General features: G+C 74.5%; 18 protein-coding genes. 8 read left to right on the top strand and 10 right to left on the bottom strand.

The window, feature by feature from the left end; translation table 11 throughout:
• Positions 1–56 precede the first annotated feature (56 nt).
• The 4 genes from ABRQ22_RS06255 to ABRQ22_RS06240 all read right to left on the bottom strand — a co-directional run bounded on the left by ABRQ22_RS06255 (position 57) and on the right by ABRQ22_RS06240 (position 5,113).
• Positions 57–800, bottom strand: coding sequence for a metal-dependent transcriptional regulator (locus ABRQ22_RS06255; protein WP_253050358.1), 744 nt, complete (start codon positions 798–800; stop codon positions 57–59).
• Positions 801–834: 34 nt separating this feature from the next.
• Positions 835–1,539 (bottom strand): YceI family protein, encoded by a 705-nt coding sequence (locus ABRQ22_RS06250; RefSeq protein ID WP_353708925.1) that lies wholly within the window; start codon positions 1,537–1,539, stop codon positions 835–837.
• A gap of 54 nt (positions 1,540–1,593) precedes the next feature.
• Entirely contained in the window at positions 1,594–3,453 is a 1,860-nt protein-coding gene (locus ABRQ22_RS06245) for a metallophosphoesterase (RefSeq protein ID WP_353708924.1), read from the bottom strand.
• A gap of 97 nt (positions 3,454–3,550) precedes the next feature.
• Entirely contained in the window at positions 3,551–5,113 is a 1,563-nt protein-coding gene (locus ABRQ22_RS06240) for an MFS transporter (protein ID WP_353708923.1), read from the bottom strand.
• Between the two features lie 203 nt (positions 5,114–5,316).
• Here ABRQ22_RS06240 and ABRQ22_RS06235 point away from each other — a divergent pair, with 203 nt between their 5' ends.
• Complete coding sequence (locus ABRQ22_RS06235; protein WP_253050366.1) at positions 5,317–5,946, top strand: TetR/AcrR family transcriptional regulator; 630 nt, start codon at positions 5,317–5,319, stop codon at positions 5,944–5,946.
• Positions 5,947–6,034: 88 nt separating this feature from the next.
• Here the strand turns inward: ABRQ22_RS06235 and ABRQ22_RS06230 are convergent, their stop codons facing one another.
• The 3 genes from ABRQ22_RS06230 to ABRQ22_RS06220 form a co-directional block, all read right to left on the bottom strand.
• On the bottom strand, positions 6,035–7,516 hold the full coding sequence (locus ABRQ22_RS06230) for a hypothetical protein (protein WP_353708922.1): 1,482 nt from the start codon (positions 7,514–7,516) through the stop codon (positions 6,035–6,037).
• 134 nt (positions 7,517–7,650) lie between these two features.
• The gene (locus tag ABRQ22_RS06225; RefSeq protein WP_353708921.1) at positions 7,651–8,103 is read right to left on the bottom strand and encodes a VOC family protein; all 453 of its coding nucleotides are present in this window, start codon (positions 8,101–8,103) and stop codon (positions 7,651–7,653) included.
• A 128-nt stretch (positions 8,104–8,231) separates the two neighbouring features.
• Positions 8,232–9,242, bottom strand: coding sequence for a Ku protein (locus tag ABRQ22_RS06220; RefSeq protein ID WP_253050370.1), 1,011 nt, complete (start codon positions 9,240–9,242; stop codon positions 8,232–8,234).
• Between the two features lie 114 nt (positions 9,243–9,356).
• Here ABRQ22_RS06220 and ABRQ22_RS06215 point away from each other — a divergent pair, with 114 nt between their 5' ends.
• Complete coding sequence (locus ABRQ22_RS06215; RefSeq protein ID WP_253050372.1) at positions 9,357–9,659, top strand: DUF1905 domain-containing protein; 303 nt, start codon at positions 9,357–9,359, stop codon at positions 9,657–9,659.
• A 6-nt stretch (positions 9,660–9,665) separates the two neighbouring features.
• On the opposite strand, the gene ABRQ22_RS06210 is transcribed toward ABRQ22_RS06215, so the two are convergent.
• Positions 9,666–10,334, bottom strand: coding sequence for a response regulator transcription factor (locus ABRQ22_RS06210; RefSeq protein ID WP_253050374.1), 669 nt, complete (start codon positions 10,332–10,334; stop codon positions 9,666–9,668).
• Entirely contained in the window at positions 10,331–11,530 is a 1,200-nt protein-coding gene (locus tag ABRQ22_RS06205) for a histidine kinase (RefSeq protein ID WP_353708920.1), read from the bottom strand. Before ABRQ22_RS06205 ends, ABRQ22_RS06210 begins: the two co-directional genes overlap by 4 nt.
• A 172-nt stretch (positions 11,531–11,702) precedes the next feature.
• Here ABRQ22_RS06205 and ABRQ22_RS06200 point away from each other — a divergent pair, with 172 nt between their 5' ends.
• Entirely contained in the window at positions 11,703–12,674 is a 972-nt protein-coding gene (locus ABRQ22_RS06200) for an ABC transporter ATP-binding protein (RefSeq protein ID WP_353708919.1), read from the top strand.
• A complete protein-coding gene (locus ABRQ22_RS06195; protein ID WP_353708918.1) occupies positions 12,671–13,477 on the top strand; it encodes an ABC transporter permease in 807 nt (268 codons plus the stop codon). The genes ABRQ22_RS06200 and ABRQ22_RS06195 overlap by 4 nt, the downstream gene beginning before the upstream one ends.
• A gap of 49 nt (positions 13,478–13,526) precedes the next feature.
• On the opposite strand, the gene ABRQ22_RS06190 is transcribed toward ABRQ22_RS06195, so the two are convergent.
• Positions 13,527–14,225 (bottom strand): GTP pyrophosphokinase family protein, encoded by a 699-nt coding sequence (locus tag ABRQ22_RS06190; protein ID WP_253050773.1) that lies wholly within the window; start codon positions 14,223–14,225, stop codon positions 13,527–13,529.
• 255 nt (positions 14,226–14,480) lie between these two features.
• Here ABRQ22_RS06190 and ABRQ22_RS06185 point away from each other — a divergent pair, with 255 nt between their 5' ends.
• The 4 genes from ABRQ22_RS06185 (at position 14,481) to ABRQ22_RS06170 (ending at position 20,362) form a co-directional block, all read left to right on the top strand.
• The gene (locus ABRQ22_RS06185) at positions 14,481–17,153 is read left to right on the top strand and encodes an ATP-dependent DNA ligase (RefSeq protein ID WP_353708917.1); all 2,673 of its coding nucleotides are present in this window, start codon (positions 14,481–14,483) and stop codon (positions 17,151–17,153) included.
• 83 nt (positions 17,154–17,236) lie between these two features.
• On the top strand, positions 17,237–17,746 hold the full coding sequence (locus ABRQ22_RS06180; RefSeq protein ID WP_353708916.1) for a nitroreductase/quinone reductase family protein: 510 nt from the start codon (positions 17,237–17,239) through the stop codon (positions 17,744–17,746).
• A 124-nt stretch (positions 17,747–17,870) separates the two neighbouring features.
• Positions 17,871–19,127 carry a YncE family protein gene (locus ABRQ22_RS06175; RefSeq protein WP_353708915.1) on the top strand — a complete coding sequence of 419 codons (1,257 nt, stop codon included), beginning with the start codon at positions 17,871–17,873 and terminating at the stop codon, positions 19,125–19,127.
• Positions 19,124–20,362 carry an amidohydrolase gene (locus ABRQ22_RS06170; RefSeq protein ID WP_353708914.1) on the top strand — a complete coding sequence of 413 codons (1,239 nt, stop codon included), beginning with the start codon at positions 19,124–19,126 and terminating at the stop codon, positions 20,360–20,362. Before ABRQ22_RS06175 ends, ABRQ22_RS06170 begins: the two co-directional genes overlap by 4 nt.
• The last annotated feature ends 11 nt before the right edge of the window (positions 20,363–20,373 follow it).

The following is a 20,373-nucleotide window of genomic DNA, read 5'->3' as shown; positions in this document are numbered from 1 at the left end:
ATCGATTCGAGGATCGTCGACGACGTCGGCGACGAGAACAGGGGCAGGCGGCCAGTCTAGGCGGGGACCGGCTCCGCGCGCACGACCCACACGTGGTCCGCGGCACGCAGGCCGAGCTGCGCGGGCGGCGTCGGGCGCGCGGCCGACGCGTCGTCGGGACGGACGCCCGCCCCGGCAGCGTCCGGCGGCGACCACACGACGGAGAGGATGCCCGCGTACTCGCGGCGTTCGCGCACCTCGACGCCGGTGTCCAGGCCGACGCCGATCTCCGCGAGGTAGCGCAGGACGTCCGGGTCGGCGTCGGAGATCCGCACGACGGTCCCCCGGTCCCCCACGACGAGGTCGGCGAGCGGGACGGCGGGCGGGCGGACGACGGTCCCGTCGGCGCCGGGGATCGGGTCGCCGTGGGGGTCGCGCGTGGGGCGCCCGAGGCGCGCGTCGATCCGCTCCATGAGCAGGTCGGAGACGGCGTGCTCGAGCACCTCGGCCTCGTCGTGCACCTCGTCCCAGCCGTAGCCGAGCTCGGACACGAGGTAGGTCTCGAGGAGGCGGTGGCGTCGCACCATGGCGAGCGCGAGGCTGCGCCCGCGCTCGGTGAGCGTGATGGCCCCGTAGGGCGCGTGCTCGAGGAGGCCCTGGGCGCTGAGCCGGCGCACCGTCTCCGACACGGTCGAGGCGCCGACACCGATGCGCTCGGCGAGGAGCTTGGTCGTCACCTTCTCGTCCGACCACTCCTGGGCGGCCCAGACGACCTTGAGGTAGTCCTGGGCGACGGGCGTCAGGTCGGTCGGGTGGTCCACACGACCACCCTAGGTCACGGGGCCCCGCGACCCCTCAGGGGCTCGCGGGCCGGACGAGCTGGAGCCGCACCTCGACCGTGCCCTCGTCCCGCACCTGGACGGGGGCCGCGGGCGGCACCGCGATGCCGAAGTCGGAGAAGCGCACGCCGATCGCCCCGGTCGCGAGCACCCCGTCGCCCGACCGCTGCGCCTCGAGCGCCACCGTCACGGCCTCGGTCTCGTCGCGGATCGTCAGCGCGCCCGACGCCTCGAGGCGCACCGGCGTCGTCGTGGACCCGAGCTCGCTCACGTCGAGCGGCGAGGTGAGCGAGAAGAGCGTGGTCGGGTAGAGGTCCGTCTCGAGCGCCTGCTGGAGCTGGCGGTCCGCCACGGAGGACCCGGTCCGGAGCGTCGTCGTCTCGACCGTCACGGTCGCGGTCTCCAGCGACCCCGACCGCACGCGGAACGTCCCGGTGACGTCCGGGGTGACGCCCAGGAGCACGGCCTCGTCCGCCGGGACGTCCAGGACGTCGGCGCGGAAGCCCGCCTCGGACCCCGACCCGACGACCCACTCGCCGTCGACGTCGAACGGCCCCGGCTCGGCGGGCGCCGCGGACGCCGTCTCCTCCCCCGGCGACTGCAGGCCCAGCGGCGGCGGGGTGCGGCCCTCGCGCACCTCCGAGTACACGAACGGCGCGAGGAGCACCACGACGAGCGCGAGGACCACCGACACGACGATCCAGCGCGTGGACCTGCTCATACGCCACATCCTGCCGTGTCCGGCAGCGCGGGGCGAGGACCGACGCGCGCCGTCTCAGCCCTCGGTGGCGGGCGCGTCGTCGGTCGGCTCGCCCGCGGGGACGCCCCCGCCCTCGACACCCTCCTCGCCGCCGTCGTCACCCTCCGGCTCCTCGACCACCGGCACGCCCGACGGCGTCGGCCAGGCGATGCGGGGCCAGACCGTCGCGGACTCGTCGGTCCCGATCTGCACGAGCTGCCAGTCGACGATGCGGCGCCGCTCGGGGTCGAAGCGCAGCACCGTCATCTCGGCCGTGCCCTTGAGCGGGCCGATGCGGAGCTGGTCCTTGACCGCCCCCGCGGTGCTGCCGCTCACGTACCGGACGCCGCCGCCCGTCCGCTCCGGACCGGACCGGGTGTGCATGTGACCGGAGATCTGGTTCGGGACGCAGCCGGAGTCGAGCGCCTCGTTCCCCATGCGGGGCGTGTGGATGAGGAGGAGGTCGATGCCGTCGCCCTCCTCCTGCTCCGTGCACGCGACCTCGGTGAGACGCGCCGCGTACTCCTCGGGCGTCTCCTCGCGCGGCGGCTGGCTGCCGAGGCCGAGGCGCGTCTCGAGCGGGTCGCGGTCGCCGAGGATGCGGATCCCCTCGACCTCGACGACCTTCCCGTCCAGCACGGTCTGGCCGTTGGCCCGCTCCTGCGCCGAGGTCTCGACGCTGTCGTGGTTCCCGTCGGCGACGACCATGGTCGCGCCCTTCGGCACCGCGGACGCGAACGAGTCGACGCAGAACGACTCGACCGCCGTGCCGTTCATCGTCGTGTCGCCGGCGTTGAGCACGATCGTCGCGCCCGAGCGCTCGACGGCGGTCCGGACGAGCGGCGTCATGCCCGTGTTGCAGTGGAGGTCGCTCACGACCAGGAGCGTCACGAGGTCCTCCTCGGCCGCCGGCTGCGGAGCCGGCTCGTCGGTCGCCTCGTCGTCGGCCGACCCCTCGGCGCCGGAGACCTCGCCGCCCGCGCCCTCGTCGCCGGCGCCCGACGGCGGAGTGGCGGACGCGCCGTCGTCGTCCCCCGTGGCGCGGGTCCCATCGGGCGACGTCGCGTCGTCGGGGGACGGCTCGTCGTCGGACGTCGCCGTGGCTGCGGGGCGCGGCGCGGTGAGGCGCTGGATGCGGTCGCGCCGGTCCCACGCCGCGACGAGGTTGGCATCGGCGCGCGCGTAGAAGGCCTCGTTCTCGCGGTACAGGTCGATGAGCATCGCGCCGTACGTGTCGACGACGCCCGCGAGCCGGCCGGTGATGCGCGCGCCCTCGAGCGGGGTCCCGTCGAACACGGCGGACGCGCGGTTGGACGGGCCTGTCGTCGTGCCCGGGTCGCTCGCGACGAGCGACGCCGCGACGAGGGACACGAGGACGACGCCCGCCGTGATTTCGTACGTGCGCGGCGCGACCCGCTCGGTGAGCTCGCGGCGGCGCGGCGGGCCGAGCAGCAGGTAGAGCCCCGCACCGACGGCCGCGACGACGAGGATCGCGAAGCCCGTCCGGCGCAGCGCGTCGACGACGAGGGCTCGCGCGACGGAGCCGATCGTCTCCTGCGGGCCGCCGAAGAAGCGCAGGTAGTCCTCGAGGTCCTGCGACAGACCCTCGAGCGTGTCGGCCTGCCCGACCGCGGTGAGGTCGGCGGGGATCTCCTCGACCGTGACGTCGGCGCCGAGGCCGAGCGGCAGCGGCGAGTCGATCTGGATGGTCCCGAGCGGGCCGAGGTCGACGGTGACGAGGCCGTTCGTCGTGACCTCGTACAGCGCCTCGTGCGGCCCGAGGCTGCGCTCGGCCGTCGCGGTCGTGACCCCCCACACGACGCACGGCACGAGCGCGAGCAGGACGGCGAGGGTCCAGCGGACCCAGCGGGGCGGGGTGCGGTGCGGACGGCTCATCACCGCCCAGCCTCCCGGATCGGGGCTCCCGCCGCCAACCGCGAGCGCCGCGCGCCCCGCCGCGGGGGCGCGGCGGGACGCGCGGGGCGGCGCGTCGTCAGGACTTCGCGCCGCGCAGCGTGACGAGCGCCACGCCCGCGGCGACGAGCATGAGCACCACGCCGATGAGCGACGTCGTGCCCACGCCGCTGCCGAACGCGGCGTGCGCGGAGTCGAGCAGCGCCTGCGCCTGCCCCGCGGGCAGCGTGGACGCGACCTGGGTCGCGCCGCCGAGCGTCTCGGCCGCGGCGACGGCGTCGGCGGCGGGAACGCCTGCCGGGACGACGACGTTCGCGTGGTACGACGCCGTGAGGATGCTCCCGAGCACGGCCGTGCCGAGAACGGCACCGACCTCGTACGCGGTCTCGGAGATCGCGGACGCCGCGCCCGCCTTGGCGGCGGGGACCGACGACACGATGAGGTCGTTGGACACGGTCTCCGCGGCGCCGACGCCGAGCGACAGCACGACGAACGCGACCACGAGCAGCGCGAGCGTGCTCTGCCCCGCGCCCGCGGCGACGATCGCGTACCCCGTCGCGGAGAAGAGCAGCGCGACGGCGACGACGTGCGCGGGGCGCACGCGGCGCACGACCCGCACGACGCCCAGGCCCGCCACGATCATGACGAGCAGGCCGGGCAGGAGCGCGACGCCCGCCTGCATGGGGGCGAGCCCGAGCACGAGCTGCACGTCCTGCGAGACGAAGAACAGGAACCCGACGAGCGAGAACACGGACAGCAGGTTGACGAGCACGGCGCCGCTGAACGCGCCGTGGGTGAAGAGCCGCACGTCGATCATCGGGTCGGCCCGGCGGAGCTGACGTCGCACGAACAGCGCCCCGGCGACCAGCCCGACGACGACGCTCCCCACCGCGAGGGTGCTCACCCCGGACTTGGCGAGCATCTTGATGCCGTAGACGACGGGCGTCATGGTCGCCATGACGAGCACGATCGACAGCACGTCGACGCGCCCCGGTGCGGGGTCGCGCGACTCGGGCACGAAGAACGGCGCGAGCGCGAGCAGCAGCACGAGCACGGGGACGGCGAGGAGGAACACCGAGCCCCACCAGAAGTGCTCGAGCAGGAACCCGCCGACGATGGGCCCGAGGGCCGACCCGGCGGCGAACCCCGCCGCCCAGATCGCGATGGCGAGCCGACGCTCCTCGCGGTCGACGAAGACGTTGCGCAGGAGCGAGAGCGTCGACGGCATGAGCATCGCGCCGAAGAAGCCGAGCGCGGCGCGGGACGCGACGAGCGCGCCGGCCGTCGGCGCGTAGGCGGCGACGACCGACACGGCCGCGAACCCCACGGCCCCGACGAGGAGCAGCCGGCGGCGGCCGACGCGGTCGGCGAAGGAGCCCATCGGCACGAGCAGGCCGGCGAGCACGAGCGGGTAGATGTCGATGATCCACAGGAGCTGGGTCCCGCTGGGGCGCAGCGACTCGGAGATCTGCGGCAGCGCGAAGCTCAGCACGGTGTTGTCGATCGACACGAGCAGCACCGGGAGCATCAGCACGGCGAGCGCGAACCAGCGGCCGGCGGCGCCGCGCCCGGGCCCGCGCGTCGCGGACGCGTGCTGGGCGGCCGGGGCGGCCGTCGGGGTCGTCGTCACGGAGGTCGTCACGGCGAGAGGTCCTTCCACGTTCTGCGGGCGGTCGGGGCGGCGCGGTGGCGCCGAACTTCCAAACCGTCCAGACGGTACAGTAACGATCTCGACGCTCGCCGTCATCCCGAGGACGGTGTGACGCTGCGCACCGCCGCCGTCCGAGCGAGCGCCGCTCCGTCCGGACGGCCGGTGCGCCGCGCCCTCCCACTACCCTCGGAACCATGCCGCCGCCCCCCGCCGCCCGCGCCAAGGTCCTGCGCGCGTTCGCGTCCCTCCTCGTCGAGCAGGGTGAGCGCGCCGCCACGCTCGACGCCGTCGCCGAGCGCGCCGGGGTGTCCAAGGGCGGGCTGCTCTACCACTTCGGCTCCAAGGACGCGCTCGCCGACGGTCTCACCGAGCATCTGCGCGAGCTCACCGCCGCCGACGTCGCGGCGATGCGCGCCGCGCCCGCCGGGGCCGTGGACTACCTCATCCGCACGTCGACGCTCGTCGACACCGAGTTCGAGCTCGTCTACCTCGCCGTCTCGCGCCTGGCGCAGGGGTCGTTCCCGCGCGCCCGCGCCGCGCTCGACGGCGCGCACGACGCCTGGACCCGTGCCGTCCTCGACGAGGTCGGCGACCCCGTCGTCGCGCGCGCGATCGTCCTGCTCAGCGACGGGCTCTACGCGCACGCCGCGCTGAGCAGCGACGTGCTCGGTCGTGTCACGGGCGGCACGGCCGCGACCGACGACGGCGACGGCGTCCCCGAGGAGGACCTCGCCTTCCGCGGGCCCCGGCCCGGCGACGACGTCGACGACCTCCTGCGGCTCATCGACGAGCTCGTCGCGCTGCGCCGCGCGTCGACCGCCTGAGCCGGGACCGTCCCGCGACGCCGGAGGCCCGGTGGCACGCCTGTCGACGTGCCACCGGGCCTCCGGATCCCAGGGGTGCTGCCTGCCGCTACCCGCCGAATGAGAACGCCACGGAACGCTCCCGCGTGACCTGCTCACCGTCGACGTCGGCGGCGAACGAGACGTCCACCTGGCCCTCGACCGGCTCCGTCGTGCGCACGGCGAACGCCTGGTAGGCGCTCGCCCCCGCCTCGACGCGCGGGAAGTGCTTGCGCCCGAACGGCGTCACGACGCTCACGTCCGCGGTGCTGTCGCCCTCGTTGAGCACGCGCACGCTGAGGTAGAGCTTGCCCGCGAGCCAGCGCGGGCTCACGTCGACGGAGAAGTGCGGCCCGGGGTCGTCGGCGCACGGGTCGGCCGTCGGCGCGTCCTCCCAGACGGCCCCGTAGGACCGTGAGTACGCCCACCCGTCGACCCACGCCGACGCGCCGAGCACCAGATCGATGTCGTCGAGCCTCCACGTCTCGTCGTAGGCCGGCGAGACCGTACCGTCGCCGTGCGTGACGAATCCCGGCCAGGGCTCACGAGTGACCCACGGGTGGCCGAAGCCGGCGTCTCCGTACACGACGTCGTACCCGGTGTTCGGCCCCTCCCACGAGATGAGGAACGAGCTCTCGTCCACTCCCGCCGGGGGGTCGACGGCGATGTCGACGAACGGCTCGCCGGCCTCGCACACCGGCGTCACCGAGACGACGTCGAGCGCGCACCGCGGCCGCACGACGGAGTACCACTCGAGGAGCAGCCGCCCGTCCCCGAGCGCTCGCCACTCACCCGTCGTGCCGGCGCCGCCGGGGAACTCGTACCCGGCCGCCGCCGTCGCGACGATGCCGTCGTCGCCACGCGCGTACGACACCTGCGCGGTGTCGGGCGGGAGGTGCACGTCCTGCGGCGTCGCCGCGCAGTCCGTCAGGGCTGAGGGCGTCTCGGGCACGACGATCTCGCCGCCCGACCCGCAGGACGAGACGCCCGACTCGCTGCGGTCGAAGGCGTCGTCCTCCGCGTCGACGACGACCTGCCACGTCTGGCCCGACCACTCGTCGAGCCGGGTGCCGAACCAGTAGGAGCCGTACTCGTCGACGAGGCCCTCGGAGACGACCTCGGCGTCCACCACGACGGTGACCGCCGAGCCGGCCGGGAAGCCGCCGAGCGAGACGTTGAGGTTCCCGCAGTACGCGTCGGCGGAGAACCAGTCGCTGGGCGGCTCTCCGCACGGCGTCGTCGTACCGCTGTCCGAGAAGTCCTCGTCGACCTCACCGGGTGCGTCGACGACGACGCTCCAGTCGTGCGCGACCGAGCCGTCGACGTCGTACCAGAGCGTGTGGTAGCCGTCGAAGACGACGTCGTCGACGGTCTCACCGTCGACGGTCGCGACGAACGCCGTACCGTCCGGGTATCCGTCGAGCGTGACGTAGAGGGACGAGCAGCCGGCTTGGACGTCCGGGACGGCGGCGGCTGCGGGGGTTGCCGTGGCGACGGAGATGCCGCCGAGGGCCAGCACCGTCCCCACGGTGCCGGCAAGGAGCTTCTTCACTCGGTGTCGTGGTCCTTCACGAGAGGACGGCGCGCGCCGTCGGCGGAGATGTCGAGCGCATTCAACCAGACCTGGGCACGACCTGGACATCCCCGACGAACCCCCTGTGCGCCGAGACCGGGGCGGACGGAGGATCAGCCGTCGTACGCCGCCCGCAGCGGGCCCAGGTCGAGCTTGGCCTGCGTCATCATCACGTCGACGACGCGCTGGACGCGGGCGGGGTCCGGGTCCTGCAGCATCGCGAGGAACTCGACGGGGACCACCTGCCACGACAGCCCGAAGCGGTCCTTGAGCCAGCCGCACTGCGACTCCTGACCGCCGTCGGTGAGCGCCGCCCAGTACGCGTCGACCTCCTCCTGCGACTCGCACTCGACGACGAACGACACCGCCTCGGTGAACGGGAACTGCGGGCCGCCGTTGATGGCGGCGAACCGGTGCCCGGCGAGCTCGAAGTCGGCCGACACCGCCGTGCCGTCGGGCTGGCGGAACACGTCGCCGACCGTCGCGTCGGGGAACACGCTCGCATAGAAGGTGATGGCCTCCTCGAGGTTGCCGTCGAACCACAGGCTCGGCACGATCGCGCGCATCGTCGTCTCGCTTCGTCGGTCTCGCGGGTGGCCGGACGACCACCCACCGGTTCCGACGCGTCCCAGGGGCCGAACTCATCGCGCGCCCCGGGCCCCGCGTCGGGTCGGGCCGGGGCGGCGGGACCGCCCTACGCGGACGCCTTCTTCCGCGTCGTCTTCGCCGTCGTCTTCTCCTTCGAGGACGACGAGCGGCCCGAGGTCTTCTTGGCCGCGGGCTTCGAGCCCTCGTCCTTCGCGCCGCCACCCTTGGCCCGGGAACCGGAGGAGCCCTTGCCCGACGACGAGGCGGCCTTGCGGCCCGAGCCGCCCTTCGCCGTCGACCCGCCGGACGACCCCGACCCGCCGGCGCGGCTGCTCTTCGAGGACGCGACGGACTTGCGCAGCGCCTCCATGAGGTCGATCACCTCGGCGCCCTCGCCCTTCTCGGGCTGCTCGCCGAACGTCTCGGCGGTGTCGAGCGCGTCCCCCTGCTCGAGCTTGGCCTCGATGAGCTGGCGGAGCTGCACCTGGTAGTCGTCCTCGTACTCCTCGGGCGTGAAGTCCGCCTCGAAGCTCGCGACGAGCTGCGCGGACATGGCGAGCTCCTTGTCGGTCACCTTCGCCTCGTCGTCCAGCGAGGGGAACGCGGCCTCGCGCACCTCGTCGGCCCACAGCAGCGTCTGGAGCACGAGCACGTCGTCGCGCACGCGCATCGCAGCGAGCCGCGTGCGCTGACGCAGCGCGAACTTCACGATCGCCGTCCGGTCGGTCTCCTCGAGCGTGCGCCGCATGAGCACGTACGCCTTGTTGGACTTCGAGTCGGGCTCCAGGTAGTAGCTGCGGTCGAGCAGGAGCGGGTCGATCTGCTCGCTCGGCACGAACTCGACGACCTCGATCTCGCGGCTGCGCTCGGCGGGCAGCGCCGCGAAGTCCTCGCCCGTGAGCACGACGGTGCGCTCGCCGTCGTCGTACGCCTTGTCGATGTGCTCGTACGGCACGACCTCGCCGTCGATCTCGCACACGCGCCGGTAGCGGATGCGCCCGCCGTCCTTGTCGTGCACCTGGTGCAGCGGCACGTCGTGGTCCTCCGTCGCGGAGTACACCTTGACGGGGACGTTGACGAGACCGAACGTGATGGCGCCCTTCCAGATGGCCCTCATGCGTCCATGGTGGCGCCCTGCGCGCCCGCCCGCGAGGGGGCGACGGCTCCGGGTCGCAGGCGAGCGGCGCGCGCCCCCGCCCGCCGTGTGGGTGGCCCGCGGCACCATGGTCTCGTGGCGGGGACGAGGTTCGAGTTCGAGGCAGAGCTGTGGCGGTGGGAGGCGCGCACCGACAGCTGGGTGTTCGCCGCGCTGCCGGAGGACGTGAGCGACGAGATCGCGGAGCTGCCCCTCCCGCCCGCGGGGTTCGGCTCGGTCAAGGTCGAGGTGACGCTCGGGGCGCAGCGCTGGTCGACGTCGGTGTTCCCCGACGCGGGGCGCAAGACGTTCGTCGTGCCCATCAAGGCCGCGGTGCGGCGCGCCGAGGGCGTCGACGTCGGCGACCGGGTGACGATCGGCGTCGAGACCCTGCTCTGACGGGCGTCAGCCGAGCAGGCCGACGTGCAGCGCGCGCAGGACGGCGCGCGTGCGGTCGCGCGTCCCCAGCTTGAGCAGCACGGTCGACACGTGGTTCTTCACGGTCCCCTCGGCGAGGAAGAGCGCGTGCGCGATCTCGCGGTTGGAGAACCCCGCCGCGACGAGACGGAGCACCTCGAGCTCACGGTCGGTCAGCTCCTGCACCGGGCCGGTGCCGTCGTCCAGGTCGTCGGCGGGGACGGTCCCGGCTCGCACCGCCCGGAGGAGACGGTCGGTGATCGACGGCTGCACGAGGGTGCCGCCGGTGGCGAGCGTGCGGACGGCGCCCGTGAGCTGCTCGAGCGTCACGTCCTTGAGGAGGTAGCCGCGGGCTCCCGCCCGCAGGGCGCGGAGCACGAGCGCGTCGTCGTCGAACGTCGTGAGCACGAGGACGGGCACGTCGTGCCCGCTCTCGGCCATCGCCTCGAGAGCCCAGATGCCGTCGTGGCGCGGCATGCGCAGGTCGAGCAGGACGACGTCGGGCTCGTGCTCGCGCACGGCCGCGAGCGCCGTCATCCCGTCCTCCGCCTCCGCGACGACGGTGATGTCCGGCGCGAGCTCGAGGAGGCTGCGGATCCCCTGCCGCACGAGGGTCTGGTCGTCGACGAGCAGGACGCGCACCGCGGGGTCGCTCATGCTCCGGTCACGGTCGAGCCGACCGGTCCGGCACCCCGCGCGAGGGCTCGGCCGTCGCCGTCGACGCGGCGGCGCTCGACGACGCTCCGCCGCACGGGGTCGAGCTCGACCTCGACCCGGAACCCGTTCCGCCCGTCGAGCCGGACGGTCCCGCCGGCGGCGCGGACCCGCTCCTCGATCCCCCGCAGTCCGTTGCCGGGCTCCACGCGCGCGGCGCCCCACCCGTCGTCCTGCGCGACGAGCCGCACCCGGCCCTCGTCGGCGGTGACGACGACGTCGAGCACGGTCGCCTCGGCGTGCCGGATCGCGTTGGTCAGCGCCTCCTGGAGCACGCGCACGAGCACGACCGTCTGGTCCTCGTCGACAGTGACGTCGTCGGCGACGGCGACTCGCACGCGCGGCACGGTCACCCGCTCGGCGAGCGCACCGAGCGACTCCTGCAGGCTGGGCGCCTGCCGCCGCAGCTCGCCCACCGTGGCGCGCACGTCGCCGAGCAGCTCACGGGCGACGTCCTTGGCCCGGAGCACGTGCTCGCGCGCCGGGCCGCCGTCCTGGTGGCTCGCCGTCTCCAGCTCGAGGGCGAGCACGGTGAGCTGGTGGCCGAGGACGTCGTGCAGCTCGCGCGCGATCCGCAGGCGCTCCTGGGAGCGCGTCGACTCGTCCCGCAGCACCGCCGCCGCGCGCAGCTCGACGTGCGCGACGGCGAGCTGCTCGCGCATGCGCCGCTCGCGCTGGAGCGCGAGGGTCGAGCCGACGCTCGCGACCTGGAGCAGCAGGTAGATCGTCGCGGTGAGCAGGGCGTCGGTCGCCGAGCCGCGCAGCCCGACGGCGGCACCGACGACCACGGCGTTCACCGCGACGACGACCGCGACGACCGGCACGGGCACCACGTACACGCTCAGCGCCGCGACGACGACGAGCAGGATCGGGAGCCAGCCCGCGCCGGGCGCCGTGAGCACGAGCGTCCCCACGAGCACGACCTGCGCGCCCAGCAGCGTGTACGCGCGGGTCGTGGCGAAGCCCGACCCGAGGACGATCCCGACGGTGGCGAGGACGAACGCCGCGAACACCGCGAGCCAGGCCACGACGGGGAGCGTCAGGGCATCGGGGGCGGCGATCGGGACGAGCGCCCCGATGCCGAGGATGACGACGAGCATCGCGGTGCCCGCCCACACCTCCGGGTCGGTCCGTCGCATCCCTCCACCCTACGGACCCGCCGGCCGGGCGCGACGTGCCGGAAGTCATGGGCGGGGTCGGTGACGACCGGCACGCGCGGGCCGGTCCCCGCGGTCCCTAGCGTCGGAGCACGCACCTGGGCAGGACGACCCGAGCGGTGGCACGCACACCGCGGACGAGCAGGAGGACGACATGGACGCCGTCGACGCACGGAACCTCACGAAGCGCTACCGCCGCAAGGGCGGGACCACGACGGCGGTGGACGACGTCAGCCTCGTCGCCGTCGAGGGCGAGGTCCTGGGGATCCTCGGTCCCAACGGTGCGGGCAAGACGACCACGGTCGAGATGGTCGCGGGCGTGCGCCGACCCGACCACGGGTCCGTGCGGGTGCTCGGCCTCGACCCGTTCTCCGACCGTGCCGCGGTGCGCCAGGTGCTCGGGGTGCAGCTCCAGTCGGGCTTCCTGCACGGCGCGCTGACGGTGCGCGAGCTCGCGCACCTCTACCGCACGTTCTACGGCGCGGGCCGCGACCCCGACGAGCTGGTCGCGACGCTCGGGCTCGAGGAGCAGCGCGACGTACGCTACGAGCGGCTCTCGGGGGGTCAGCAGCAGCGGGTCGCGATCGTCCTCGCGCTCGTGGGGGACCCGCGCGTCGTGATCCTCGACGAGCTCACGACCGGGCTCGACCCGCAGGCCCGCCGGCAGGTCTGGGGCGTCGTGGAGGGCCTGCGCGACGGCGGCGCGACCGTGCTCCTCGTCTCGCACCTCATGGAGGAGGTCGAGCGGCTCTGCGACCGCGTGACCCTGATCGAGAGCGGTCGTGTCGTCGCGCACGACACCCCGGCCGGGCTGGTCGCGGGTGCCGGGCTGGACCAGCGCGTGCGGTTCCGCGTCGCGCAGCCTCTCCCGCCCGCGCTCCTGGACCGCGTCCCCGGCGTGGACGACGTCGCGGTCCGCGGGGACCAGGTCGTGGTGACCGGTCGCGGCGACCTGCTCCAGGAGGTGAGCACCGCGCTCGTGCGGGCCGGCGTCGTCGCGACCGAGACCCGGCTCGAGCGCGCGACGCTCGACGACGCGTTCCTCGCCCTGACGGGACGCCCGCTGACCGACGACCTGCCGGGCGAGTCCCGGGCGACGACCGCCCCGACCGAGGAGGCCGCATGACCACCACCGTCCCCGCCGTCACGACCCCGTCCGGACGGGGCGCCTCGACGCGTCCCGGGCCGCGCGCGTGGGTCGCGCTGGTCGGCGCCGAGGCGCGGATGGTCGCGCGCGACACCGCCGGGCTCGTCATGCCGTTCGGCATGCCCGTGCTGATCCTCGTCATGTACGGGCTCAGCGACGTCACGACGACGGTCGTCCCGGGATCGGGCGGCCGGACGGCGTTCGACGTCTTCGTCGTGCCGGTCGTGCTCGCCGTCGTCGTCGGCATGATCGGCGTCGTCAACATGCCGAGCTTCCTGGCCTACTACCGGCGGTCCGGCATCCTCAAGCGTCTGTCCGTCACGCCCGCGTCGCCTGCGATGGTGCTCGTCGCGCAGGTCGTGGTGAGCGTCGCCCAGACCGCCGGGGGCGTCGCGCTCGCCCTCGGCGTCGCGACGGTCGCGTTCGACGCACGGCCCCCCGCCTCCCCCGGGGTCGCGCTCGGCGTGCTCGCCCTGGCGTCGGCGGCGATGTACGCGGTCGGGATGCTCGTGGCCGCCGTCGCGCCGACCCCGAACGCCGCGCTCGCGCTCGGTCTCGTCGCGTTCTTCGCGTTCGGGGCGACCGGCGGCATGTTCGGCGCCGTGTCGAACCTCCCCGAGCCGGTGGCACGGCTCGGCGAGATGCTGCCCTTCGGCGCCGCGGTGCAGGCGCTCGGCGACGCGTGGGCGGGGCAGCCCGTGGAGCCGGCGCACCTCGTCGCGCTCGGCGGCGCGGTCGTCGTCGGGACCGTCGGCGCGGCGCGCTGGTTCCGCTGGACCTGAGGCCGGCTCCGCCGGCCACCGGCGCCGCCCATCCGCGGGGTGGGTGGCGTCAGCCGTCGTGGCGGCGCTCGTGGAACGCCTCGTCGGCGACCTGCGCCGTCCGCATGAAGCTCTCCATCACCTCGCGCGGCGTGGCGAGCTCGTCCGTGTTCTCCGTGGGCTCGGGCACGCCGTCGAGGCCGCGCACCTCGTCGTGGATGCGCTCCATCGTCGTGTCGAGCGTCGCGGCGACGTCGGCCGCGAGCTTGAGGGCGTCGGTGAGGTGCTGCGGCACGTCCCGCTGGTACTTGTAGTAGATCTTGTGCTCGAGGCTCGCCCAGAAGTCCATCGCGATCGTCCGGAGCTGGATCTCCACCACGACGTCCTCGACGCGGTCCGACAGGAACACCGGCACCTGCACGATGAGGTGCAGGCTCTTGTACCCGTTGCCCTTGGGGTGGGCGATGTAGTCGCGCTCCTCCAGGACCGTGAGGTCGCGCTGGCCGACGAGCAGGTCCCGCACGCGGTAGATGTCCGAGACGAACGCGCACGTCACGCGCACGCCCGCGACGTCGAACATGTTCTCCCGCACGCCCTCGGGCGTGAGCGGGATCCCCTTGCGCCGCGCCTTCGCGACGATCGAGTCGAGCGACTTCAGGCGCGAGCCCAGGTGCTCGATGGGGTTGTCGTCGTGGACGTGGCGGAACTCGTCGCGCAGGACGGTGATCTTGGTCATCACCTCGTCGATGCCGAACTTGTAGTTCATCATCAGGCGCCGGAACTCGCGGACGCGCGGACCGATCTCCGCGGGGAGCGGTACGTCGTCGGTCGTCAGGTGCGTCACGGTGTTCCTCTCGGTCTGCCTCGTCCCGGCGGTCTCCACGGCTGGGGCGGACCGCCTCCTCCAGTGTGCACGGTCGGGGGCGCCAGGAAGTTCCCGCGGCGCCCCGCGGGCAGGGTCCTTGGTCCCGCGTCGGGTCCCGCCCGGCAGGCGGCGCGGACGGGCGCGCGTCACGATGGGCCCATGGCCACCTCATCGAGCCGCGGCGCGGGCGAGACGGTGAGCGTCGGGGGCCACCGCCTGCGGCTCACGAACCTCGACAAGGTCCTCTACCCCGCCACCGGCACGACGAAGGCGGACGTCCTCGCGTACCTCGCGGCCGTCGCCGACGTCATGCTCCCCCACTGCGCCCACCGGCCCGCGACGCGCAAGCGCTGGCCGGACGGGGTCGACGGGCAGGTGTTCTTCCAGAAGAACGCGGGGCAGGGCGTGCCGTCGTGGGTGCGCACGCGCCGCATCCAGCACAAGAGCAGCGCGAACGACTACGTGCTCGTCGACGACCTGGCCACGCTGACGTGGCTCGGCCAGACGGCGTCGCTGGAGCTGCACGTGCCGCAGTGGCAGTTCGGCCGCACCGGGGTCCACCTGAACCCGGACCGGCTCGTCCTCGACCTGGACCCGGGGCCCGGGGCCGGGCTGGCCGAGTGCGCGGAGGTCGCGCGCCTGGCCCGGCAGATCCTGCAGGGCATGGGGCTCGAGCCCCTGCCCGTGACGAGCGGGTCCAAGGGCATCCACCTGTACGCCGCGCTCGACGGCAAGCAGGACGCCGCGGCCGTCTCCGCCGTCGCGCACGAGCTCGCGCGCTACCTCGAGGCCGAGCACCCCGACCTCGTCGTGAGCGACATGAAGAAGTCGCTGCGCGGCGGCAAGGTGCTCGTCGACTGGAGCCAGAACAACGGCAACAAGACGACCATCGCGCCGTACTCGCTGCGCGGGCGCATGCACCCGACCGTCGCGGCGCCCCGCACGTGGGAGGAGCTCGACGACCCGGACCTGCGGCACCTCGACAAGGACGAGGTGGTCGAGCGCGTGCGCACGATCGGCGACCCGCTCGCAGCCCTCACGCTCGGCCATCTGTCCGCGCTCGAGCCCACGCCCGAGCGCATGGCGACGTTCGAGCGCAAGGGCGCTGCGACGTCGGGCGGCGACGGCGCCGACCGGCCCGACCGCCTGCGCCGTTACCGCTCCATGCGCGACGCGCAGCGCACGCCCGAGCCGGTCCCGGACGAGGCGCCGCCCCCGAGCGCGGGCAACAGCTTCGTCATCCAGGAGCACCACGCCCGGCGACTGCACTGGGACTTCCGGCTCGAGCACGACGGCGTCCTCGTGAGCTGGGCGCTGCCCCGCGGCGAGCCGACGGACCCGAAGAAGAACCACCTCGCCGTCCAGACCGAGGACCACCCGCTCGCGTACGGGGCGTTCGAGGGCACGATCCCGCAGGGCGAGTACGGCGCGGGCGAGGTGACCATCTGGGACGCCGGCACGTACGAGCTGGAGAAGTGGCGGGACGGCGAGGAGGTCATCGTCACCCTCCACGGCGAGCAGCACGGCACGCGCCGCCTCGCCCTCATCCACACGGGCGGCCGCGACGGTCGCGACGAGGACAACTGGCTCATCCACCTCATGGCCCCGCGTGGTGGCACCCCGGGGCCGGTGTCCGCGGGAGGCCGCGACCAGGGCGAGACGAAGAAGGCGGGTGGGGCGCTCGCGCCGGGTCGTGGCGGGTCTGGCGGGAGCGCCGAGGAACGAGGCGCGGATGGTAGACCCGGCGCGAGCGCCCCACCCGCCACCCAGCCCGACCACGGCCCCGACCAAACCCCGACCGAACCGCAGCCGGCTCGGACGGACTGGCGGCCCATGCTCGCTTCTCCCGCGACGCCAGGCGACCTGCGCGACGGCGACGCGTGGGCGTTCGAGATGAAGTGGGACGGGTTCCGGGCGCTCGCGCACGTGTCCGAAGGCCGGGTGCGGCTCGTGAGCCGCTCGGGCAAGGACATGACGGTGACGTACCCGGAGCTCCAGGCGCTCGCCGAGCAGGTCCCGGCCGAGGCGCTGCCGGTCGTGCTGGACGGCGAGATCGTCGCGCTCGACGCGCGGGGACGGCCGAGCTTCCGGCGCCTCCAGCAGCGCGCGAACATCGCCAAGCCGGGGGACGTCGCGGCGGCCCGCCGCAAGGTCACCGTCGACCTCATGGTGTTCGACCTCCTGGAGACCGCGGGCCGGTCGCTCGCCAAGCGCCCCTACGACGAGCGGCGCGAGGTGCTGGAGGACGTGCTGGGCGACGCGCGCGCGCCGGTGCACGTGCCGCCCGCGTTCGACGGCGACCTCGACGCGGCGATGGAGACGTCGAGGCAGCTCGGCCTGGAGGGCGTCGTCGCCAAGCGGCGCGACGGCACCTACTCGTCCGGCCGCCGCTCGGCGCTGTGGCTCAAGCTCAAGCACGCGCAGTCGCAGGAGGTCGTCGTCGTGGGGTGGCGGCCGGGCCACGGCGAGCGGACGCACCTCGTCGGGTCGCTCCTGCTCGCGGTGCCCGACGGCGACCGGCTGGTCTACGTGGGCCGCGTCGGGTCGGGCTTCACCGACGCCGAGCGGCGCGACCTCGTGGCCGAGCTCGGCCGGATCGAGCGCACGACCGCGCCCGCGACGGGAGTGCCCCGCGAGGACGCGCGGGACGCACGCTGGGTGTCGCCGCGTCGGGTCGCCGAGGTCGTCTACGCCGAGTGGACGGGACCCGGCGAGGGCGAGGGCGACGACATCCCGTTCGGCAAGCTGCGGCACCCCGTGTGGAAGGGGTGGCGGCGCGACAAGTCGCCGGCCGACGTCGTGCGTGAGGAGCCCGCGACGCTCGACCGGTGACGGACCGTTGACGCGTGCCCCGACCCGCGGGACCGTTGCTCCGTCGAGGTTCCTCGGCTCCCCTCCGACGCAGGGCGGCGACCATGACCGACACGTCCTCCGCACCTTCCGCCCCCGAGCGCCCGCCACGGCTCCCGCCACGCTGGTTCGTCCGCACGGCCTGGGTCGTGCACCGCGCGTACTACCGGGTCACCGGGCACCGCCGCGGCCTGTGGCGCCCGCAGCCCGAGAAGTGGGGCACGCTCCTGCTCCGCACGGTCGGGCGACGCACCGGCCGGGAGCACGACGTGATCGTCGGGTACGTGGAGGACGGCCCGAACCTCGTCACGCTCGCGATGAACGGCTGGGCCGCGCCCGAGCCCGCGTGGTGGCTCAACCTCCAGGCGCACCCGGACACCACCGTCGAGCTGCACGGCGAGACGCGCGCCGTCCGCGGTCGCGCGGCCGAGGGGGCGGAGCGCGCCCGGCTCTGGGAGCGGTGGCGCACGTTCGACCACGCGCTGGACGGGTTCGCCGCACGGCGCCCGACCGAGACGGCGGTCGTCGTGCTGGAGCCCCGTCCCGCAGAGGCGCCCGCCGGCGACAGCGCGTAGGGCGGGGGCGCTGCCGACGCGTCCCGCCGGTCGTCACCCGGTGCTGGGCGCGGCTCTCGGCCTGGTCCGGGAACCGGTCCGGGACGTCGAAGGGGCGTCCGTGCAATTGGTATACCATTTCGCCATGGCACATCTCCCCCCTCCCGGTGGCGCCGCGCCCCTGCGGCGTCGTACGCGCCGCACCCGGCGTGCCGTCGCGGCGTGGGCGACGGCCGTCGTCGTCGGCCTGCTCGCCGCCTGCTCGCCGGGCGATCCGGGCGACGCTGCCTCTCCCGATCCCGCGCGGACCCCCGGCGCCCCGTCCCCCGCCCCGCCCCCTGCGCCCGACCCCTCGGACGAGCCCGCGGTCCTCGAGGAGCCGGTGGAGGCCCCCGCGCGCTACCTGCTCGCGACCGAGGCCGAGTCCGACGGGCTCGCCGTCGTCGATCCGACGATCCGGGACGGGAGCGCCGTCGTCGACCGCGTCGAGGTCGGCGCCGCGCCCTGGGGGATCGCCGTGCACGCCCCGACGATGCGCGCGTACGTCTCGACGGCGCAGGGCGTCGCGGTCGTCGACCTCACCACGCGCGAGCGCGTCGACCTGATCCCCTACCGAGACACGCCCGCCCGGGTCGGGTTCGGCGAGTACCGACGCGGCGGCATGGGCATCGCGGTGTCGCCGGACGGCACCCGCGTCTACGTGGCCGTCCACCGGGGCGACTCGTCCACGCTCGAGACGATCGACGTCGCCGCGCGCGAGGTCCTCGCGAGCACGCCCGTGGGCCTGCGGCCGTTCGACGTGCTCGTCGCGGCCGACGGCCGCGCGGTCTACACGGTCGACCACGACGAGTTCTCCGTGCACGTCGTCGACACCACGACGTTCGAGGCGCGGCGGATCGAGGTCGCACCGTTCGGCACCGCGGGCGGGCTCGCGTCGTTCGAGAAGCCGCACTACGCGGTGCTCGACGACGACGGCTCGCTCCTGCTCCCCTACCAGGGCCGCGTGCTGGTCCGCCTCGATCCGGCCACGGGTGCGACGACGACCGTGCCCTCCGCGGCGGACAGCCACCAGCACGGCGTCGCGCGCACGCCCGACGGCCGCGTCGTCGTCGTGGGCGACGGGCCGTTCGGCAACGCGACCGGCGGCCCGAACGTCGCGGTCCTCGACCCCGCGACCGGCGAGGAGCGGGTCGCTCCCCTGACGCGCCGGCACGAGACCGTCACGACGTGGACCGACCCCGCGAGCGGGTCCCTGAGCGCCGTGCTCGCCGGCGGGTACACGCAGGCCGAGGCGTGGGACGGCGCGACGGTCGTCGACCTCGCCACGCTCGAGTCGTACGAGATCCAGATCCCCGGACGGCCGCAGGTCGTCGTCCCGCTCCCGGAAGGACCCGCAGCATGACCAGCCCGATCGCCCCCGAGACCGTCACCGTCCTGCGCGACGTCCGCCCGTGGGGCGGCGAGCGGGTCGACCTGCACGTCGCCGACGGGCGCATCGCCGCGGTGGCGCCGCACGACCCGGGTGCGCCGGCGGGCACGGGTCCGTCCGGCGACACCGCGGCGGACGGTGTCGTGGAAGGCCGCGGCCTGCTCGCCCTGCCCGGGCTCGTGAATGCCCACGCGCACGTCGACAAGAGCTGGTGGGGCGAGCCGTGGGTCAGCTACGGCGGCGAGGCGACGACGCAGGGACGCATCGCGCACGAGCGCGCGCACCGCGACGAGCTCGGGATCCCCGGCGTCGACGTCACGCTCGCGGTGCTGCGCGAGCTCGTCCGCCACGGCACCACGGCGATCCGTACCCACGTGGACGTCGACCTCGGCCTGGGCCTGCGCGGCATCGAGGTCGTGCGCGAGTCGCTCGCCACGCTCGGCGGCGCGGTGCACGCCGAGATCGTCGCGTTCCCGCAGGACGGCGTGCTGCGCCGACCGGGCGTGCTCGACCTGCTCGACGCGGCCGCCGCCGCGGGCGCCGAGCACGTCGGCGGGCTCGACCCGGCGTCGATCGACCGCGACCCGGTCGGCCAGCTCGACGGACTGTTCGCCATCGCGGAGCGGCGCGGCGTCGGGATCGACGTGCACCTGCACGACGGCGGCGAGCTCGGGGCGTTCCAGGTCGAGCTCATGATCGACCGCACGCTGCGCGCCGGGCTGCAGGGCAAGGTCAACGTCGCGCACGGCTTCGCGGTCGGCGACGTGCCGGCGTCGCGTCAGGCGGACCTCGTCGCCGCGATGGGCGCGGCCGGCATCACCATGACGACCGTCGCGCCGCTCGGCGCCGCTCCCCTGCCCGTGCACGCGCTGCGCGGGGCCGGGGTCGCCGTCGGGCTCGGCACCGACGGCATCCGCGACCTGTGGTCGCCCTACGGGACCGGCGACCTCCTCGCGCTCACGACCCAGCTCGCGCGCCTGTCCCGGTTCCGCCACGACGAGGAGCTCGTGACGGCAGCACGCATCGCGACGTCCGACGCCGCACGGTTCGTCGGGCGCGACGTGCACGACCTCGTCGTCGGCGCGACCGCGGACGTCGTGCTCGTCGACGCCGAGAACGTGCCCGACGCCGTCGTGCGCGCCCCGCACCGCGCCCTCGTCGTGGCCGGCGGGCGGGTCGTCGCGCGCGACGGCGACGTGCTCGTCTGAGCTCGTCCGAA

The sequence above is a fragment of the Cellulosimicrobium sp. ES-005 genome, assembly GCF_040448685.1.
Classification (GTDB): Bacteria; Actinomycetota; Actinomycetes; order Actinomycetales; family Cellulomonadaceae; genus Cellulosimicrobium; species Cellulosimicrobium cellulans_G.
This window is presented reverse-complemented; position numbering and strand designations above follow the sequence as displayed.

Excerpts from the sequence above, each read along its gene's own strand:
- ABRQ22_RS06250 (WP_353708925.1), bottom strand. The coding sequence starts at position 1,539 with ATGAGCAGGTCCACGCGCTGGATCGTCGTGTCGGTGGTCCTCGCGCTC.
- ABRQ22_RS06245 (WP_353708924.1), bottom strand. The coding sequence starts at position 3,453 with ATGAGCCGTCCGCACCGCACCCCGCCCCGCTGGGTCCGCTGGACCCTC.
- ABRQ22_RS06235 (WP_253050366.1), top strand. The coding sequence starts at position 5,317 with ATGCCGCCGCCCCCCGCCGCCCGCGCCAAGGTCCTGCGCGCGTTCGCG.
- ABRQ22_RS06225 (WP_353708921.1), bottom strand. The coding sequence starts at position 8,103 with ATGCGCGCGATCGTGCCGAGCCTGTGGTTCGACGGCAACCTCGAGGAG.
- ABRQ22_RS06220 (WP_253050370.1), bottom strand. The coding sequence starts at position 9,242 with ATGAGGGCCATCTGGAAGGGCGCCATCACGTTCGGTCTCGTCAACGTC.
- ABRQ22_RS06210 (WP_253050374.1), bottom strand. The coding sequence starts at position 10,334 with ATGAGCGACCCCGCGGTGCGCGTCCTGCTCGTCGACGACCAGACCCTC.
- ABRQ22_RS06205 (WP_353708920.1), bottom strand. The coding sequence starts at position 11,530 with ATGCGACGGACCGACCCGGAGGTGTGGGCGGGCACCGCGATGCTCGTC.
- ABRQ22_RS06200 (WP_353708919.1), top strand. The coding sequence starts at position 11,703 with ATGGACGCCGTCGACGCACGGAACCTCACGAAGCGCTACCGCCGCAAG.
- ABRQ22_RS06195 (WP_353708918.1), top strand. The coding sequence starts at position 12,671 with ATGACCACCACCGTCCCCGCCGTCACGACCCCGTCCGGACGGGGCGCC.
- ABRQ22_RS06190 (WP_253050773.1), bottom strand. The coding sequence starts at position 14,225 with ATGATGAACTACAAGTTCGGCATCGACGAGGTGATGACCAAGATCACC.
- ABRQ22_RS06185 (WP_353708917.1), top strand. The coding sequence starts at position 14,481 with ATGGCCACCTCATCGAGCCGCGGCGCGGGCGAGACGGTGAGCGTCGGG.
- ABRQ22_RS06180 (WP_353708916.1), top strand. The coding sequence starts at position 17,237 with ATGACCGACACGTCCTCCGCACCTTCCGCCCCCGAGCGCCCGCCACGG.
- ABRQ22_RS06175 (WP_353708915.1), top strand. The coding sequence starts at position 17,871 with ATGGCACATCTCCCCCCTCCCGGTGGCGCCGCGCCCCTGCGGCGTCGT.
- ABRQ22_RS06170 (WP_353708914.1), top strand. The coding sequence starts at position 19,124 with ATGACCAGCCCGATCGCCCCCGAGACCGTCACCGTCCTGCGCGACGTC.